Below are 16,210 nucleotides of genomic sequence, written 5' to 3' on the forward strand. Positions count from 1 at the left end.
GTTGGTTGTGCGGCGAGCTTGGAAGGGACTCAGGCGGCGGTGGGCCGTGCTGGGCAAGTCAAACTTAATAGAGATCACACCTATGTTTTTTTCCCGTAAGGCGGTTTCCAAGCGTCACCTGCTGCTGATCGCAGCAGGCTTCAGCACTGTGTTGACGGGTTGCGCCACGTCGCCTGCGTCCAAGGTCGCGTCGAGCACCAAGGTCGAGTACTACCCGAACTGCTACGAGCCGGTGCAGCACTTGCGCGCGACTGATTCGGACATGACCAAGTCGGTCGTGACCGGTGCGGCCCTTGGCGCGGCCGGTGGTGCATTGCTCGGTGCGCTGACGGGTGACTCCGACAAGCGCGGCCGTAACGCGGCCATCGGTGCAGCAGGTGGCGCCCTGGCTGGCGGCGCGGCGGGTTACTACACCGAGCGTCAGAAGCAGATCAGCGATGACAACCAGCGCATCGCTTCTTACTCGACCGACTTCAACAAAAGTGCCTCCGACATCGATCGCAGCACGGCCTACGCCAAGGCATCGCAGCAGTGCTACCAGAGCGCGTTCACCAAGCTGGTGGCCGATCGCAAGGCCAAGACTGTCAATGACACCGAAGGCCGCAAGCGCCTGGCGGAAATCGTTGCGGGCCTGAAGGAGTCCAATGACCTGATCGTTGCGGTCAACGGTAAAGCCAGCGAAGACCTGAACAACTACACCCAGGCGTACGAGAAAGACCTGCAACAAGTGGGTGTGCAGCGTAACGATGTGGTCACCGTGGCGACGGCTGACACCACTTCGGTAGTGGCTCCGGCAAAGGGCAAGAAAGCGGTAAAACCCGCGAAAAAGCCAGTGCTCCCAACCGTGCCGAAAGAAGCGGTGACCACCGAGAAGAGCATCCTCACTGCCCAGAACAAGCAAGCGGAAAGCAAGCAGGTCGCCAGCGCCGGTAAAGCGCAGATCGAAGGCACTTGCCGCGATCCAAACCTGGTCGACTGGGCGCCGGTACCTTGCCCTAACGTCTAAGCACTTGTTGCTATAAGCGTTAAACGCCAACCGATCTCCGGCTAAACCGCGAGATCGGTGGCGTTCTTTTTGCAAATCGTTACACTGCTGCGGCCACTTAATAAATACACCGAGGCCGTGTGCATGAAATTTCGTCTTCTTCTGTGGGTGCTGGGCCTGATGATGGGCAAAGCCAGCCGCACCAACCCCGCTTTCCAGCAGCAACTGGGTGACAAAGACCTGGCGTTCCAGCTGCAGACCCTCGACGGCAAGGTTGCCCGTCACTTCATCGTCAAAGACCAGCGCATCACCAGTCGGTCAGGGGTACACCCATCGCCTGCCTTCGCTATCGCGTTCAAAGATGCCGCTTATGGTTTCGCCACGATGCAGGCGAAGAACAAGCAACTGGCGTTCATGACGGGGATTCAGGACAAGTCGATTCAGATCAAGGGCAACCCGGCGCTGGTGATCTGGTTCCAGGGGTTGACCAAGTATTTGAAGCCGAAGAAAAAGAAGTAATCGTTCAGTTAGACCGAGTTGGATTCATCGGGAGCAAGCCCCCTCCCACACTTGGAATGCATTCCATAGCTGGAGCTCGGTTAAATGTGGGAAGTGGCTTGCTCGCAAAAGGGGTCAGTCCGTCATCTCACGGGCTTACCTGTCCTGAGACAGTGAGTACTTGATCAGCCAACAACTGTGTCGGCATCCAGCACCTTGCCGACCACGTCTTTAGCCTTTTCACGGCTCAACCCCAAACGCTCCAGCAACGCATCCGGAATCGTCTCATCCGGCCCGGAGTCAATCCCCCGGCTGCGCAACAAGCGCACTGCCAAACCCACCAGGTTCGGATACTCGGCGTATTGCCCGTCATAGGTCGGGTCATGCTGGAAGCGCAGGGCGCTGGACAGTTAGCGGGGTGCTTGGCGATTGGCTTTTACTTGGCTACTGATCTCGGGCCTTGGAACTTTTTATAAACACATACCACCTACTGGAAACTGATCAGCCCGGTGGTGTTATGAAGATTGATAGCCCAGTTAAACCTTCGTATAGCACTTGGGTGGCGTCGCAGGAGCCGTTGAACCGCGTAGGCGAGTTGGAAAATAGCCAGGGCACCTATAGAACAACGCTGAGGACCGAGGGACTGCGGCCTCCAGAAGCTGTCTTCAATGAGAGGCTCGACAAAACTGATTTGTCAGCAGGAGATATTCTGCTCTTGGTGGATCAGCCGCAGAACACCAATCTGACTCATCAATTAATCAAGTTGGGCCAGCGCTTACCCGCGCTATCACCATTACGTCGTAATAACGGCGATTGCGAATTGGTACACGCGGTGATGTGGTCTAAAAGGCCAAATAACGCCGCCAAGCTTGATGTGAATGGCGCGGGTGAGTCGGAAATAGTCGAAATGCGAGGTGGAACCAAGCGCTCATCCTCATCGAGCGCCGTTCGACAGGGGCTTTACAAAGTGTACTCTCCTAAAGATAAGAACCTGGGGGACTGGGCTGCACAAGTCGGACAAGTGTGGAGTGTTGAAGGAGGGATTCCTTATTCAAAACCTCACACAATATTGAGCATAGTGAGAAACTCAGGCTTCAAAACTGCCGCCAAAGCCGCGAGTGCCCAATATGCGAGTCAGGCTTTTGAAAATCGGCCTCGGTTTCCGTCCAAAGGCTCCTTTTGCTCTCATTTTGTACTCGCGGCGTATCAGGCAGCCGCAAAAAATATGGGCATTGAACTTACCGGGGCATTGAAAGTGGATGCACAAGGTACTTCGGTAAGAACGCTGGAACATTTTCTGAAAGAGGATAAGCAGGGGTTCGAGTTCAAGGGGTATTTGAAAATCGAATCCAAGGATGCCCTCTATCAAGAATAGAAGTGCTGTATTTATCCTTGGCTAAACTGAGAAGCCAATTCGCGCAGCAGCACCTCGGCATCCAGCACTTTACCCACCACATCCTCGGCCTTCTCGCGGCTCAAGCCCAGGCGCTCCAGCAACGCGTTCGGAATGGATTCATCCGGCCCGGAGCCGATCCCCCGGCTGCGCAACAGGCGCACCGCCAGGCACACTAGGTTCGGGTACTCGGCGTATTGCCCGTCATACGTGGGGTCATGCTGGAAGCGCAGGGCAGTGGACAGTTCGTCCGGCATGTCCCAGTAGCGCATCAGCCAGGCGCCGATCTGTTCGCGACTGATGCCCAGCAGATGCTGCTCGACATAGCTGTGACACAGGTGCGGGTTGACCTCCAGGTGACGGCAGATCAGCGAGAAGTGTGGCGGGAATACATGGGCCAGCAGCAGGTAGCCGAAGTTGTGCAACAAACCTGCGAGGTAGGTGAGGCCAGCTTCCGGGCGCTGGGCGCGGGGCATGGCACGGGTCAGGCCCTCGATCACTGCGGCGGTGTAGATCGACTGGTGCCAGTATGGCGTGGACTGGTGCGGGCGGTCCTTGGGCAGGCTCAGGGTTTTGCCCAGTGCCAGGCCCAGCGCCAGGTTGATCACCAGGTCAAAGCCCAGTACGCGCACGATGGCGTCTTCCACTGAACGAATCTTGCCCGGCGAGGCGTAGTAGGGCGACGCGGCCCAGCTCACCACCTGGGCGGCCAGCGCCGGGTCGGTTTCCACTACGCCGGTGATGTCATCAATGGTGGCGTTGGGGTCGACGCGCAGCTTGATGATCTTCTGTGCGGTGTCGGCCAGCGGCGGAATTTCGATGGTCGCTTCCAGGCGTTGCTGGATACGGCGGGCGGTGAACGCCTGCATGGCCTGGGTGATTTCCTCGCGGTCATCATTGGGGCGGTCGAGGTTGGGGCGAATGTTGCTCAGGGGCTCGCCGAAGTGACCGGCGCTGGCCTTGGTGAGCATGGTCTTGAAGGCGTCGCTGGCAATCTCCAGCAGCAGCCCGGCTTCACCCGAATGCACCAGCAGGCTGGGCTCATCGAGCAGGCTGCCTTCGTACAGGCATGGCGAACTGGTCAGGGCCGGCAGGCCCGGCAGCAGGCTCAGCTCATGCTTGCCCAGCATGCGCTCGACGCGCTCAGGTGCAACGGCTATCAGGCGCCGACCGGTGAGTTCAGCGAGGCGGTTGAGGTCGAGCAATTGGCTCTGGGGGAACAGTACCATGAGTGCGCCCACGGCATCTTCCAGCAGCACCGCCTGAACCTTTCGTGCGGGATTCAGGCCAGCGTGTTCGGCCACTTCCACGTAGGGGATGGCGAGCTTTGCGAGCAGCGCCCGAATGACCGGCGGGGCGGTCAGTGGGGCTGTGGCGAGGGCAACTTCTGACATGGCCTGATCCAATTTCGTACAGTCACCGAAGTATAACCAGCTTGATACATATGTTGGTCGTATAAGTGAGTCAGGCGTCACACTTGGCCGTATTGCTGCCCATGCCGCAGCCAGCGCTCCAGCAATGGGCTGACATGCTCCGGCCAGCGCTCCAACAGCGCTTGCGCTGCATCGCGTACAGCGGGCAGCAGGTCGGCGTCGCGCATCAGGTCCGCGACCTTGAATTGCAGCAGGCCGGTCTGGCGCGTGCCGAGCATTTCGCCGGGGCCGCGCAACTCGAGGTCTTTTTCGGCGATGACAAACCCGTCGTTGGTTTCGCGCATGATGCCCAGGCGTTGGCGACCGATCTGTGAGAGTGGCGGGTGATACAGCAGCACGCAGTGGCTGGCGGCGCTGCCCCGGCCGACACGGCCACGCAATTGGTGCAGTTGGGCCAGGCCCAGGCGCTCGGGGTTTTCGATGATCATCAGGCTGGCGTTGGGCACGTCCACGCCGACTTCAATCACCGTGGTCGCCACCAGCAATTGCAGGTTGCCGGCCTTGAACTCGGCCATCACGGCAGCTTTTTCCGCAGGTTTCATGCGGCCGTGGATCAGCCCGACCTTGAGCTCGCCCAAGGCGCTGGTGAGGTCTTCATAGGTGGTCTCGGCGGCCTGGCAGGTCAGCTCTTCGGACTCTTCAATCAGCGTACACACCCAGTAAGCCTGGCGGCCTTCGGCGCAGGCGCCACGTACGCGCTCGATCACTTCGACGCGCCGCGTGTCGGTGACCAGCACGGTGTTGACCGGGGTTCGACCAGGTGGCAGTTCGTCGAGGATCGAGGTGTCCAGGTCGGCATAGGCACTCATGGCCAGGGTGCGGGGGATTGGCGTGGCGGTCATGATCAATTGGTGCGGGTTCATGCGCCCGCCCACGCCTTTCTGGCGCAGGGCCAGGCGTTGTTGCACGCCGAAGCGGTGTTGTTCGTCGATGATCACCAGGGCCAGGTTCTTGAACTGTACTTCGTCCTGGAACAACGCATGGGTGCCCACCACCATCGGTGCGCCGCCGGCGATTTGTTCCAGGGCCGCCGCGCGGTTCTTGCCCTTGAGCTTGCCCGCCAGCCAGGCGACTTCCAGGCCCAGGGGCTCGAGCCAGCGTTTGAAGGTGATGAAGTGCTGTTCGGCCAGGATCTCGGTCGGCGCCATCAGTGCCACTTGGTAGCCGGCTTCCAGCGCTTGCAAGGCAGCGAGTGCAGCGACCACGGTCTTGCCCGCGCCTACGTCACCCTGGATCAGCCGCAGCATGGGCTCCTGCTGGCTCAAGTCGTAGGCGATTTCATTGCCCACACGTTGCTGGGCGCCGGTAGGGGCAAAGCCGAGATTGGCCAGGTATTGCGCGGGCAGGCGTGTGGCCTTGGGCATCGCCGGTGCACGCAGGGAGCGCATGCTCTCGCGCAGGCGTTGCTGGGACAGTTGGTGCGTCAGCAATTCTTCGAAGGCCAGGCGGTGCTGGGCCCAGTGATGACCCAGGGCGAGTTCATCGACATCGGCGTCGGCAGGTGGGTGATGCAGGTAGCGAATCGCATCGTCCAGCGGCGCCAGTTGATAGTCGCGGGCCAGCTCCGCAGGCAGCCAGTCGGGCAGGCTTTTGGGGCCTAGCATCGTCAAGGTCTGCATGCACAACTGGCGCAGGCGTTGTTGGGTCAGCCCTTCGGTCAGCGGGTAGATCGGCGTGAGGGTGGTATCCACCGGAGGCGGCTCGTCGCCGGTAATGGCGCGGTACTCCGGGTGGTAGATTTCCAGGCCCGACGCGCCAGGCCGTGCTTCACCGTAACAGCGCACACGGGTGCCGCGCTTGAGGCCCTCCTTCTGTGCATTGCTGAAATGGTAGAAGCGCAGGCTCAGGCCACCGGTGCCGTCCTGCAAACGCACCACCAGGCTGCGGCGCTTGCCCATCACCACATCGGCACCGCTGACGGTGCCCTCGACCACCGCATCCTGCCCGGGGCGCAAGTGGCCGATGGGCACCACGCGCGTGCGGTCCTGATAGCGCAGGGGCAGGTGGAACAGCACGTCCTGGAGGTTTTCCAGGCCGACCTTGGCCAACTTTTCGGCCATGGCTTCACCGACACCTTTGAGTGCGGTCACCGACACCTGCGACAGCTCAGTCATACGGCTACTTAGCTCGCGGCAGGGGGCTTGGCCACGGAGCACAGGCGGATCGAGTCGGCGAGGATCTCAATCGCTTTTGGCCGTGGGAAGCTGGCGCGCCAGGCGATTGCCACGGTGCGGAACGGCACTGGCGGCGTGAGTGGGCGCACTTCGATTACGCCAGCGGCGTAGTGATGGCTGTCCACTGCCGACAGCGGCAGGATCGAGATGCCCAGGCCGGAGGCGACCATATGGCGAATGGTTTCCAGGGAGCTGGATTCCACGGTGGTGTGCTTGGCGCCGTCATTACCCTTGGTCAGGGTCGGGCAGGCTTCCAGTACCTGGTCGCGGAAGCAGTGGCCTTCGCCGAGCAGCAGCAGGCTCTTGTCGTTGAGCAAGGCGGCATCGATGGTTTCTTTCTGCGTCCACGGGTGGGAGGCCGGCATCAACACGTAGAACGGCTCGTCGTAGAGCGGCAGGGTCAGCACGTCGGCTTCGTTGAACGGCAGGGCGATGATGATCGCGTCCAGCTCGCCGTTGCGCAGTTTGTCGCGCAGCACGTGGGTGAAGTTCTCTTCGATATACAGCGGCATCTGCGGTGCAACGCGGTGCAGTTGCGGGATCAGGTGCGGGAACAGGTAGGGGCCGACCGTGTAGATGGCGCCGACTTTCAGCGGTGCCGTCAGTTGGTTCTTGCCGGCCTGGGCCAGTTCGCGAATGCTTTGGGCCTGTTCCAGCACCTTCTGGGCCTGGGCAACGATGCCTTCGCCCACCGGGGTGAGGCGCACGGCGCTCTTGCTGCGCTCGAAAATCAGCACACCGAGTTCGTCTTCAAGCTTTTTGACACCCACCGACAGCGTCGGCTGGCTGACGTGGCAACGCTCGGCCGCGTGGCCGAAATGCTGCTCTTGGGCGAGGGTCACGATGTAGCGTAATTCTGTAAGAGTCATAGCGGGCGTCCATGAGGTTGCTAGCCAAGCATACCGGCTGCAATCGATAGACGCACGTTATCAGAACTTTGCCAGGGATTGAGCGGGGGATGCGTGAGATTTTGCTGAAGGTGACGAGGCTTACCCCTCGCCACCTCCACCCTTACCGACGGCGCTTATCGATGTTGTAAACGAACGGTGCGACCAGTTCGACGCTGCCGTTTTTCAACAGGTCAGCCGGTGGCTTGGGCAGTGGCTGGGCCTTGCGGATCATGTCCAGGGTGGCTCGGTCCAGATCGGCGTTGCCGGAGCGACCCTCCAACTCATACGACAGTACGTTGCCTTCGGCATCGACCACGAAGCGCAAGCGGTTCATACCTTCCTTGCCACGCTGCTGCGCGGATTTGGGGTATGTCTTGTACTTCTGCAGGTGCGCCAACAGGGTGCTCTGCCAGGAGGCCTGGGCCGCAACCTGCTGTGCTGATGGGCCGGGAACGGGCTGGGCCGATTTTTGCGCAGGCGTGTTGGTCGGTGGGGTTTCGCTCGGGGGCTCCTCGGACGGTTTCTCCTTGGGTGGCTCGGGCTTTTTCTCCACCGGCTTGGGCGGTTGCGGCTTGGGCTTGGGCTTGACCGGCTTGGGTACCTGGATCGTCGGCTTGGGCGCCTCGGCCAGTTTCGGCAAGGGCAGTTCTTCTACCGGGGCAGGCGGCTGCGCAACCACCTTGGGCGGTGCCGGAGGTGGCGGTGCGGGCATCGGCGCCAGGTCGATGACCATGGCGGCCGGTGGCAGCTGGATCGCCTGCGGTGCGGACCATTTGAGCGCGATGATGATCGCGACGGCATGCACGCCCAGCACGACGGCGAGGCTGGTGCCATAACGCGTCAGTTTGTGGCGCGTCGTGTTCATTTCTTGGCTGCCGTCTCAAGTCCGACCAGGCCCACCTTGAGGTAGCCGGCTGCCCGCAGGGCATCCATCACGCTCATCAAGTCGCCGTAGTCCACGCCCTTATCGGCCTGGAAGAAGATCGTCGTGTCTTTCTTGCCCTGGGTCTTGGCGTCGAGCACCGGCCCCAAGGTTTCAGTCTTGACCTCTTCTTCGCCCAGGAACAGGCGTTGGTCTGCCTTGACGCTAAGGAAGATTGGTTTCTCCGGCCGCGGTGCCGGCTTGGCGCTGGACGCGGGCAGATCAACCTTGATGTCCACGGTGGCCAGCGGTGCCGCGACCATGAAGATGATCAGCAGCACCAGCATCACATCGATAAACGGTGTGACGTTGATTTCGTGGTTCTCGACGAGCTCGTCGTCGCCTTGATTCAAATGCAGGCCCATGGCCGATTACCCCACTTTCACCATGTGCGGTTGCGAGCTGCGCTCGGTAGGCTGGTGATCGAGGTCGCGGCTGACCAGCAGCAGGACTTCTGCCGACGCGTCCGATACCTGGGCCTTGTAGCCGGCAATCGAACGAGCGAAGACGTTGTAGATCACCACCGCAGGAATCGCCGCAACCAGGCCCAGGGCTGTTGCCAGCAGGGCTTCAGCGATGCCGGGGGCAACGACGGCGAGGTTGGTGGTCTGGGTTTTGGCGATACCGATGAAGCTGTTCATGATGCCCCATACGGTGCCGAACAGGCCGACGAAGGGTGCGGTGGAACCGATGGTCGCCAGTACGCCGGTGCCGCTGCTCATGTTGCGACCGCAGGCGGCCACCAAGCGCTCCAGGCGGAAGCTGACGCGTTCCTTGATGCCTTCCTTTTCGCGGGTGTTGGCCGACAGGCGCATTTCTTCCAGGGCGTCGTGTACCAGCAGGTTGGCCAGGGTGCCCTTCTGGGTCGCGGTGTCGCTGGCTTCCTTGAGGGTGGTGGCTTTTTTCAGGTGCAGGATTTCAGTGCGCAGCCGACGCTTGGCGCCCAGCAGCTCGAAGCCTTTGGCGATCCAGATGGTCCAGGTAATGATCGAGGCGATAGCCAGGCCGATCATCACCGCTTTTACGACGATGTCAGCGTTCTGGTACATGCCCCATGGCGACAGGTCGTGAGACATGCCCAGGCTGTTGTCCTGTTCGGCCTGTGCCTGTTCACCCAAGGCGTTGAGACGGTCAACCGCGTCCTTGAGTTCTGGCGGCAGCTTGGAGGTGTCTACCGTGCCGTCCGGATTCTTGGGCACAGGCATTTGCTCCACCTGTGCGGCGGGCGTGTGTGCCGCGTCGGTTGGGGCAGCAGCAGGGGCGGTGGCATCGGCGAATGCGGCGGTCGGCGCCAGCATTACGCTGAACAGCATCGCAGCAATCGCACGCCAGGCGCGGGATGGGCTGTGAAGCTTGGTTGGCGAAGCGGGGGTTGTATTACGTGTCATGCTGGCCGGACCTGAGGAGAAAAATGGGTGGTCGTCCTTCCAGACCCTTTGGGTCGAGGACAAATGGGCGGTTATTATTGCAAGTAATTCTTGTTAACAAAAGTAATACAGTTACTTAATTTGTCGTTTTGCTGGTCGCTGGTCATCTTCGGCGGCTAATCTGCGCCTTTGAGAATGGAGTTTTGTGATGTCTGCGCCTTCTGTTGTGATTGCCGGTTGTGGCGATGTGGGTAGTCGGCTGGCCAGCCAATTGCTGGCCTCGAAATGGGAGGTTCATGGCCTGCGCCGCGACATCTCGCGCTTGCCCGCCGGAGTGATCGGTATTGCCGGCGACCTGTTCAAAAAAGACTGCCCTGACACTTGGCCCATCGGCGGGGTGGATTACCTGGTGTATTGCGCCGCTGCCACTGAACACGACGAAGCCGGCTATCGCGCCGCTTATGTGCAGGGGTTGCAGTATGTGCTGGAGTGGCTGAACGACTATGGCCAGGCACCGAAGCACCTGTTGTTTGTGTCCAGCAGTAGTGTGTATGGGCAACAGGATGGCGAGTGGGTCGACGAAACCTGCGACACCCAGGCGAAAGGCTATTCCGGCCAAGTGATGCTTGAAGCCGAGCAAGTGGCCCTCAACAGTGGCATTCCTGCGAGCATTGTGCGGCTGACCGGGATTTACGGGCCAGGTCGTGAATGGTTGTTGACCCAGGTGCGCCAAGGTTATCGCGTGGCGATTGATCCGCCTTTATATGGCAACCGCATTCACGCGGAGGACGCCGCAGGTTTGCTGGCCTTTTTGTTGCGGCATGTGGAGCAGGGCGGCGCCTTGGACAAGATTTACATCGGCGTAGACGACGCTCCGGCGCCATTGGCGGATGTGGTCGGCTGGTTGCGCGACTACTTGGGTGTGACCGAATGGGCTGATGACGCCAGTGTGCGCCGCGCCGGCAGCAAACGATGCAGTAATGCGCGCGCCGAGGCGTTGGGTTGGGCGCCGACCTACCCGAGTTATCGCGAAGGGTATGCGGCGATTCTCGAAGGTAAGGGCTAATGCCAGTCAGTTAAGAAGGAACACTATCACTGTGGCGAGCGGTTGCTCGTTCTAGCGCTTAGCTGACTGGCATTGGCCCGTGGGTTCCTTTGTTGTGTGTCACTGCTTTTCCAGTAGCCACTGCCGTGGCCCGGGTGTAAACGAAGGCACTTCGTCAACGTGTGCGGTGTTCACGGCCTGGTATATCTCCAGTTGCTTGCCCTTGCGCGCAAAGATCCACGGGTTGCCCTTGCCGTTCAGTTGCAGCCAGATGCTGTCGTAACCGCCGCTCATGGACGCGCAATCGCCCGCCAGGCATAACGAATACTGATCAACGCCAGGCAGGCCGGCTACTTTGCCGTTGGCCTGGAACTGGACCGTGGCGCCATCACCATTACCGTCGGTGATCTTCCAATCGCCGCCCATGTAGGCTGCATACAGCGCCCGTTCGAAGTTGGCACCCAGGGGTGCGCCTTCCGGGGCCGGGTCTTTGGCGCGGGCGAACAGTTGCTCTGGCTCATTGTCGTTGGCCACCTGCAGCAATTGTTTGCCTTTGCGTTTGAGTTCGGTGGCGGAACTGCCATAGAAGTCGACGCTCCAGGCGCCGGATTTTTCCCCGAGCAACTTGCCTTCGGCGACTTCAAAGCCGTTGTAGTAGCGCGCCTGCGATGCCTTGGTGTTGATCTCCCATTCGAGGTTCGGGCCAAAGCTCTGCAGGGCTTCACGCAAAGGGCCGCCTTTGGCTGCCGCGTCGATGGCGGCCTGGTTGACCCAGGTACCGCTCACATCCAGGTCGGCGGGGTTGCTGGCACAGCCGCCCAGCAACAAGGCGAGCAACGAAGAGGCTACAAGCGCTTTGCGCATTACGAAATCCTTCTAAAACGAAGTCGGCGCAGCCTGTTTAAGCTGCGCCGGGTGTTTTACTCGATGACCAGAATGGCGTCCATCTCAACCTGTGCGCCCTTTGGCAGGGCGGCAACGCCGATGGCGGCGCGGGCTGGGTACGGTTGTTCGAAGTACTTGCCCATGATCTCGTTGACCTTGGCGAAGTGGCTGAGGTCGGTAAGGAAGATGTTCAGCTTGACGATGTCCTTGAACGAACCGCCTGCGGCCTCGGCCACGGATTTGAGGTTTTCGAAGACCTGTACGGTCTGGGCTTCGAAGCCTTCAACCAGTTCCATGGTCTTTGGGTCCAGCGGGATCTGGCCGGACATGTAGACGGTGTTGCCCGCCTTGATCGCCTGGGAGTAAGTGCCGATGGCGGCAGGGGCTTTATCGCTGGTGATAACAGTCTTGGTCATTTATGACTCCTTGTAAGAGATGATGACTTATTGGAAGGGCTACGCACGCATACGGGTGATGCGGATGACCCCAGTCAGGGCGCGTAGTTTCTTGATCACGCGAGCCAAGTGCACGCGGTCGTGCACGCTGACCACCAGTTGGACCACGCTGATGCGACCATCGCGTTCGTCCATGCTGATTTTCTCGATATTGCCGTCGGCGGCGTTGACGCTGCTGGCGAGCAGGGCGATCAGGCCGCGTTGGTGTTCCAGCTCGACCCGCAACTCGACATTGAATTCGCCGGTGACATCCTTGGCCCACGAGAGCTGGATGCATTTTTCCGGGTTGTGGCGGATTTCGGTGATATTGCGACAGTTGTCCAGGTGCACCACCATGCCTTTGCCGGCGGACAAATGACCGACAATCGGGTCGCCCGGTATCGGCGTACAGCACTTGGCGTAGCTGAGCACCAGGCCCTCGGTGCCGCGAATCGCCAGCGGGCCTTCCGGGCTCGGCAGCTGTTCGCCTTCGCCCAGCAGCCGGCGGGCGACTACATAGGCCATGCGGTTGCCCAGGCCGATATCTTCCAGCAGGTCTTCGATGGTTTCCTGGCGGTATTCGTGGAGCATCGCCTGCACGCGTTCGGCGGGGATCTTGTCCAGGGCGCTGTCGAAGCCGTTGAGTACCTTGTTCAGCAGGCGTTCGCCGAGGCTGATGGACTCGGAACGACGTTGCAGTTTCAAGGCGTGGCGAATGTGCGTGCGGGCCTTGCCGGTGACCACAAAATTGAGCCATGCCGGATTCGGGCGTGCGCCCGGTGCGCTGACGATCTCCACGGTAGAGCCGCTTTGCAGCGGTTCCGACAGCGGGGCCAGGCGGCGGTTGATCCGGCAGGCAATGCAGCTGTTGCCGACGTCGGTGTGCACCGCGTAGGCGAAGTCGACCGCCGTGGAGCCTTTGGGCAGCTCCATGATCCGGCCCTTGGGCGTGAACACGTAGACCTCGTCCGGGAACAGGTCGATCTTCACGCTTTCGATAAATTCCAGGGAGTTGCCGGCACGTTGCTGCATTTCCAGCACGCCCTTGACCCACTGGCGGGCGCGGGCATGGGTGCCTTTGGGCTGCTCGTCGCCGCTGGACTTGTACAGCCAATGGGCGGCGATGCCGTTGTTGGCCATCTCTTCCATTTCGCGGGTGCGGATCTGGATCTCGATCGGCACGCCATGCATACCGAACAGCGTGGTATGCAGCGACTGATAGCCGTTGGCCTTGGGAATGGCGATGTAGTCCTTGAAGCGACCTGGCAGGGGTTTGTACAAATTGTGTACAGCGCCCAGTACGCGGTAGCAGGTGTCGACCTTGTCGACGATGATCCGGAACGCATACACGTCCATGATCTCGTTGAAGGCCCGACGCTTGCCACGCATCTTCTTGTAGATGCCGTAGATGTGTTTCTGCCGGCCGCTGACCTCGCCCTCGATCTCGTCGATCGCCAGGCAATGGCTCAGGGATTCTTCGATCTTGTTGACGATTTCCTTGCGGTTGCCACGGGCGCGCTTGACCGCCTGGTAGATACGCGCCGAACGCATCGGGTGCATGGCCTTGAAGCCGAGGTCTTCGAATTCGATACGAATGGCGTGCATGCCCAGCCGATTGGCGATAGGCGCGTAGATTTCCAGGGTTTCCTTGGCGATGCGCCGGCGCTTTTCGCCGGACAGCACTTCCAGCGTACGCATGTTGTGCAACCGGTCGGCCAGCTTGACCAGGATCACGCGGATGTCCCGGGCCATGGCCATGGCCATCTTCTGGAAGTTTTCCGCCTGGGCTTCGGCCTTGGTCTCGAAGTTCATCTGGGTCAGTTTGCTGACCCCATCGACCAGCTCGGCCACGGTTTCGCCAAACTGCGCACTGAGCGCTTCCTTGGCGATGCCGGTGTCTTCGATCACGTCATGCAGCATCGCGGCCATCAGGCTCTGATGGTCCATGTGCATGTCGGCCAGGATATTCGCCACCGCAAGAGGGTGGGTGACGTACGCTTCACCGCTGCGGCGGCGTTGGCCGTCGTGGGCTTGCTCGGCGTAGAAGTACGCTCGGCGGACCAGGTTGACCTGGTCTGGGCCGAGGTAGGTCGATAAGCGATCGGCGAGGGCGTCTATGCTCGGCAAAGTGTGAACTCCTGCCGAAGGCTGTGACCCTGCGCCGTGCTACGTCGACCAGGCATAGGCTTAGACGTCCTCGTTGGGCTCGCCTTCGAACGCTGCAAACAGCGGCTCGTCTTCAACGATTTCGGCGCTGGCGATGTAATCGTAGCTCATCACGCCGGCGGCGATTTCGCGCAGGGCCATCACGGTAGGCTTGTCATTTTCCCAATTGAGCAGCGGCTCTTTGCCGCCAGTGGCCAATTGACGGGCACGCTTGGTAGAGAGCATGACCAGCTCAAAGCGGTTATCCACGTGTTCTAGGCAGTCTTCAACGGTTACGCGGGCCATGGTATTCCTCGGAGCGAATGCAAGATGCGCGCTGCCCGGTTGGGCGAGCGGACTGAGCAGTTTAAAAAATCACCAGCGTTTAGGGAAGCGCTGATTTTTCGCAGACCCTCGCAAAACCGCTACAAGTGCCAATGTAAAGCCCTTGCAGCAGTTTTGGGAAGGGCTAATCAGCCGAGCAGTTCGGCGAGTAATTTGCCGAAACGCTGCTGTTGACGTTTTTGCTGGAGTTGATTGGTGCGGAAAATCGCCTTCAGATCATCCAGGGCGTGGGCAAAATCGTCATTGATGATCAGGTAGTCGTAGTCGACGTAGTGGCTCATTTCACTGACGGCTTCACGCATGCGGCCTGCGATGATTTCGTCGCTGTCCTGGCCACGGTTGGTCAGGCGCTGATGCAAGGCTTCAAGCGAGGGTGGCAGGATGAAGATCGAACGCGCCTTGGGCATCAGCTGGCGCACTTGTTCGGCGCCCTGCCAGTCGATCTCCAGGATCAGGTCGTGGCCTTCGTCCAGGGTCTGCTGCAAATGACTTTGGGAGGTGCCATAGAGGTTGCCAAAGACTTCGGCGCGTTCCAGGAAATCACCGTGTTCGATCATCTTGACGAACTCGGTGCGCTCGACGAAGTGATAATGCACGCCGTTCACCTCACCCGGGCGCATGGCGCGGGTGGTGTGGGAAACCGAAATGCGGATCTGCTCGTCGGCGTCGGTCAGTGCCTTGACCAAGCTGCTCTTGCCCGCGCCCGATGGGGCGGAAATGATGTAAAGGGTGCCGGTGCTGTGGGTCATGGAGGTTGCCTTACTCAATATTCTGTACTTGTTCGCGCATCTGCTCGATCAACACCTTGAGGTTGACCGCAGCCGTGGTGCTGCGCGGATCGAAAGCCTTGGAGCCCAGTGTATTGGCTTCGCGGTTGAGTTCCTGCATCAGGAAGTCCAGGCGCCGACCGGCGGCACCGCCAGACTTGAGCACGCGGCGCACTTCGAGGATGTGGGTGCTCAGGCGGTCGAGCTCTTCGGCCACATCGCTCTTCTGTGCGAGCAGGACCATTTCCTGTTCAAGGCGAGTGGGGTCAAGGTCGGCTTTCATGTCGGTAAAGCGGTCGAGGACCTTCTGGCGCTGGGTGGCGAGCATCTGCGGCACGAGCTCGCGCAGGGTGACCACGTCTGCTTCGATCGACGTCAGGCGCTCGTTGATCAGGCGGGCGAGTTCGGCGCCTTCACGCTCCCGGCCGGCCTTGAGTTCCTTCAGGCCCTGGTTGAACAGGGTGAGGGCTTCGGCATTCAGGGCCTGCGGGTCGCTCGCGTCGGCTACCAATACGCCAGGCCAGGCCAGCACTTCCAGGGGGTTCAGCGCGGCGGGCTGCTTGATCAGGCCGGCGATGGTCTCGGCGGCGGCAACCAGTTGCGCGGCACGGTCACGGTCGACCTGCAGGGGTTTGCCGGTGGTATCTTCGGTAAAACGCAGGGTGCATTCCAGCTTGCCGCGGGAGATGCCCTGGCGCAGCGCTTCACGAACGACGCCTTCGAGGTCGCGGAAAGATTCCGGCAGGCGCAGGTGCGGCTCCAGGTAACGGCTGTTGACCGAGCGCAGTTCCCAGCTGAGGGTGCCTTGGGCCCCGGCTTTTTCGACACGGGCGAAGGCGGTCATGCTGTGCACCATGGGGGTACCTCGCGATGCAGTCCCGCGAATGCGGGCTGGTGGGTAAATTGAAGCCGACAGGCTGCGAAGGC

General features: G+C 60.6%; 16 protein-coding genes and 1 pseudogene. 4 read left to right on the top strand and 13 right to left on the bottom strand.

What is annotated here, in order from left to right; genetic code table 11:
* Window positions 1-82: 82 nt before the first annotated feature.
* Both tagQ and M5B43_RS01365 read left to right on the top strand, forming a co-directional pair.
* Window positions 83-1,006 carry a type VI secretion system-associated lipoprotein TagQ gene (tagQ, locus tag M5B43_RS01360; RefSeq protein ID WP_248748449.1) on the top strand — a complete coding sequence of 308 codons (924 nt, stop codon included), beginning with the start codon at window positions 83-85 and terminating at the stop codon, window positions 1,004-1,006.
* 123 nt (window positions 1,007-1,129) lie between these two features.
* Entirely contained in the window at window positions 1,130-1,504 is a 375-nt protein-coding gene (locus M5B43_RS01365) for a hypothetical protein (protein WP_010207528.1), read from the top strand.
* Between the two features lie 164 nt (window positions 1,505-1,668).
* Here the strand turns inward: M5B43_RS01365 and M5B43_RS01370 are convergent.
* A pseudogene (locus tag M5B43_RS01370) lies at window positions 1,669-1,893 on the bottom strand (histidine kinase); the annotation flags it as partial.
* Window positions 1,894-2,000: 107 nt separating this feature from the next.
* Between M5B43_RS01370 and M5B43_RS01375 the strand changes: the two are divergent.
* Entirely contained in the window at window positions 2,001-2,858 is an 858-nt protein-coding gene (locus tag M5B43_RS01375; protein WP_248748450.1) for a hypothetical protein, read from the top strand.
* A gap of 11 nt (window positions 2,859-2,869) precedes the next feature.
* Here the strand turns inward: M5B43_RS01375 and M5B43_RS01380 are convergent, their stop codons facing one another.
* The 6 genes from M5B43_RS01380 to exbB form a co-directional block, all read right to left on the bottom strand.
* Window positions 2,870-4,270 carry an aminoacyl-tRNA deacylase and HDOD domain-containing protein gene (locus M5B43_RS01380; RefSeq protein WP_248748451.1) on the bottom strand — a complete coding sequence of 467 codons (1,401 nt, stop codon included), beginning with the start codon at window positions 4,268-4,270 and terminating at the stop codon, window positions 2,870-2,872.
* A gap of 77 nt (window positions 4,271-4,347) precedes the next feature.
* Window positions 4,348-6,423 (bottom strand): ATP-dependent DNA helicase RecG, encoded by a 2,076-nt coding sequence (gene recG, locus M5B43_RS01385; protein ID WP_248748452.1) that lies wholly within the window; start codon window positions 6,421-6,423, stop codon window positions 4,348-4,350.
* An 8-nt stretch (window positions 6,424-6,431) separates the two neighbouring features.
* Window positions 6,432-7,352 (bottom strand): hydrogen peroxide-inducible genes activator, encoded by a 921-nt coding sequence (locus M5B43_RS01390; RefSeq protein WP_248748453.1) that lies wholly within the window; start codon window positions 7,350-7,352, stop codon window positions 6,432-6,434.
* Window positions 7,353-7,494: 142 nt separating this feature from the next.
* Window positions 7,495-8,238: an energy transducer TonB gene (locus M5B43_RS01395; RefSeq protein ID WP_248748454.1), complete on the bottom strand. Its 744-nt coding sequence runs from the start codon at window positions 8,236-8,238 to the stop codon at window positions 7,495-7,497.
* Complete coding sequence (exbD, locus tag M5B43_RS01400; RefSeq protein ID WP_017526806.1) at window positions 8,235-8,660, bottom strand: TonB system transport protein ExbD; 426 nt, start codon at window positions 8,658-8,660, stop codon at window positions 8,235-8,237. Before exbD ends, M5B43_RS01395 begins: the two co-directional genes overlap by 4 nt.
* Window positions 8,661-8,666: 6 nt before the next feature.
* Complete coding sequence (gene exbB / locus M5B43_RS01405) at window positions 8,667-9,683, bottom strand: tonB-system energizer ExbB (RefSeq protein WP_248748455.1); 1,017 nt, start codon at window positions 9,681-9,683, stop codon at window positions 8,667-8,669.
* 187 nt (window positions 9,684-9,870) lie between these two features.
* Here exbB and M5B43_RS01410 point away from each other — a divergent pair, with 187 nt between their 5' ends.
* On the top strand, window positions 9,871-10,728 hold the full coding sequence (locus M5B43_RS01410) for an SDR family oxidoreductase (protein WP_248748456.1): 858 nt from the start codon (window positions 9,871-9,873) through the stop codon (window positions 10,726-10,728).
* 99 nt (window positions 10,729-10,827) lie between these two features.
* Here M5B43_RS01410 and M5B43_RS01415 read toward each other — a convergent pair whose 3' ends face one another.
* The 6 genes from M5B43_RS01415 to M5B43_RS01440 all read right to left on the bottom strand — a co-directional run bounded on the left by M5B43_RS01415 (window position 10,828) and on the right by M5B43_RS01440 (window position 16,139).
* Window positions 10,828-11,571: a hypothetical protein gene (locus tag M5B43_RS01415; RefSeq protein ID WP_248748457.1), complete on the bottom strand. Its 744-nt coding sequence runs from the start codon at window positions 11,569-11,571 to the stop codon at window positions 10,828-10,830.
* Window positions 11,572-11,627: 56 nt separating this feature from the next.
* Complete coding sequence (locus M5B43_RS01420) at window positions 11,628-12,008, bottom strand: RidA family protein (protein WP_003176922.1); 381 nt, start codon at window positions 12,006-12,008, stop codon at window positions 11,628-11,630.
* A gap of 39 nt (window positions 12,009-12,047) precedes the next feature.
* A complete protein-coding gene (spoT, locus tag M5B43_RS01425; RefSeq protein WP_017735756.1) occupies window positions 12,048-14,153 on the bottom strand; it encodes a bifunctional GTP diphosphokinase/guanosine-3',5'-bis pyrophosphate 3'-pyrophosphohydrolase in 2,106 nt (701 codons plus the stop codon).
* A 60-nt stretch (window positions 14,154-14,213) separates the two neighbouring features.
* Window positions 14,214-14,477, bottom strand: a complete 264-nt coding sequence (gene rpoZ / locus M5B43_RS01430) for a DNA-directed RNA polymerase subunit omega (protein WP_248748458.1) — start codon at window positions 14,475-14,477, stop codon at window positions 14,214-14,216.
* Window positions 14,478-14,644: 167 nt separating this feature from the next.
* Window positions 14,645-15,265: a guanylate kinase gene (gene gmk, locus M5B43_RS01435; protein ID WP_248748459.1), complete on the bottom strand. Its 621-nt coding sequence runs from the start codon at window positions 15,263-15,265 to the stop codon at window positions 14,645-14,647.
* A 10-nt stretch (window positions 15,266-15,275) separates the two neighbouring features.
* Window positions 15,276-16,139: a YicC/YloC family endoribonuclease gene (locus tag M5B43_RS01440; RefSeq protein WP_248748460.1), complete on the bottom strand. Its 864-nt coding sequence runs from the start codon at window positions 16,137-16,139 to the stop codon at window positions 15,276-15,278.
* Window positions 16,140-16,210: the final 71 nt, after the last annotated feature.

The organism is Pseudomonas sp. MWU15-20650 (genome assembly GCF_023242475.1).
Classification (GTDB): domain Bacteria; phylum Pseudomonadota; class Gammaproteobacteria; order Pseudomonadales; family Pseudomonadaceae; genus Aquipseudomonas.

Excerpts from the sequence above, each read along its gene's own strand:
- tagQ (WP_248748449.1), top strand. The coding sequence starts at position 83 with ATGTTTTTTTCCCGTAAGGCGGTTTCCAAGCGTCACCTGCTGCTGATC.
- M5B43_RS01365 (WP_010207528.1), top strand. The coding sequence starts at position 1,130 with ATGAAATTTCGTCTTCTTCTGTGGGTGCTGGGCCTGATGATGGGCAAA.
- M5B43_RS01375 (WP_248748450.1), top strand. The coding sequence starts at position 2,001 with ATGAAGATTGATAGCCCAGTTAAACCTTCGTATAGCACTTGGGTGGCG.
- M5B43_RS01380 (WP_248748451.1), bottom strand. The coding sequence starts at position 4,270 with ATGTCAGAAGTTGCCCTCGCCACAGCCCCACTGACCGCCCCGCCGGTC.
- recG (WP_248748452.1), bottom strand. The coding sequence starts at position 6,423 with ATGACTGAGCTGTCGCAGGTGTCGGTGACCGCACTCAAAGGTGTCGGT.
- M5B43_RS01390 (WP_248748453.1), bottom strand. The coding sequence starts at position 7,352 with ATGACTCTTACAGAATTACGCTACATCGTGACCCTCGCCCAAGAGCAG.
- M5B43_RS01395 (WP_248748454.1), bottom strand. The coding sequence starts at position 8,238 with ATGAACACGACGCGCCACAAACTGACGCGTTATGGCACCAGCCTCGCC.
- exbD (WP_017526806.1), bottom strand. The coding sequence starts at position 8,660 with ATGGGCCTGCATTTGAATCAAGGCGACGACGAGCTCGTCGAGAACCAC.
- exbB (WP_248748455.1), bottom strand. The coding sequence starts at position 9,683 with ATGACACGTAATACAACCCCCGCTTCGCCAACCAAGCTTCACAGCCCA.
- M5B43_RS01410 (WP_248748456.1), top strand. The coding sequence starts at position 9,871 with ATGTCTGCGCCTTCTGTTGTGATTGCCGGTTGTGGCGATGTGGGTAGT.
- M5B43_RS01415 (WP_248748457.1), bottom strand. The coding sequence starts at position 11,571 with ATGCGCAAAGCGCTTGTAGCCTCTTCGTTGCTCGCCTTGTTGCTGGGC.
- M5B43_RS01420 (WP_003176922.1), bottom strand. The coding sequence starts at position 12,008 with ATGACCAAGACTGTTATCACCAGCGATAAAGCCCCTGCCGCCATCGGC.
- rpoZ (WP_248748458.1), bottom strand. The coding sequence starts at position 14,477 with ATGGCCCGCGTAACCGTTGAAGACTGCCTAGAACACGTGGATAACCGC.
- gmk (WP_248748459.1), bottom strand. The coding sequence starts at position 15,265 with ATGACCCACAGCACCGGCACCCTTTACATCATTTCCGCCCCATCGGGC.
- M5B43_RS01440 (WP_248748460.1), bottom strand. The coding sequence starts at position 16,139 with ATGGTGCACAGCATGACCGCCTTCGCCCGTGTCGAAAAAGCCGGGGCC.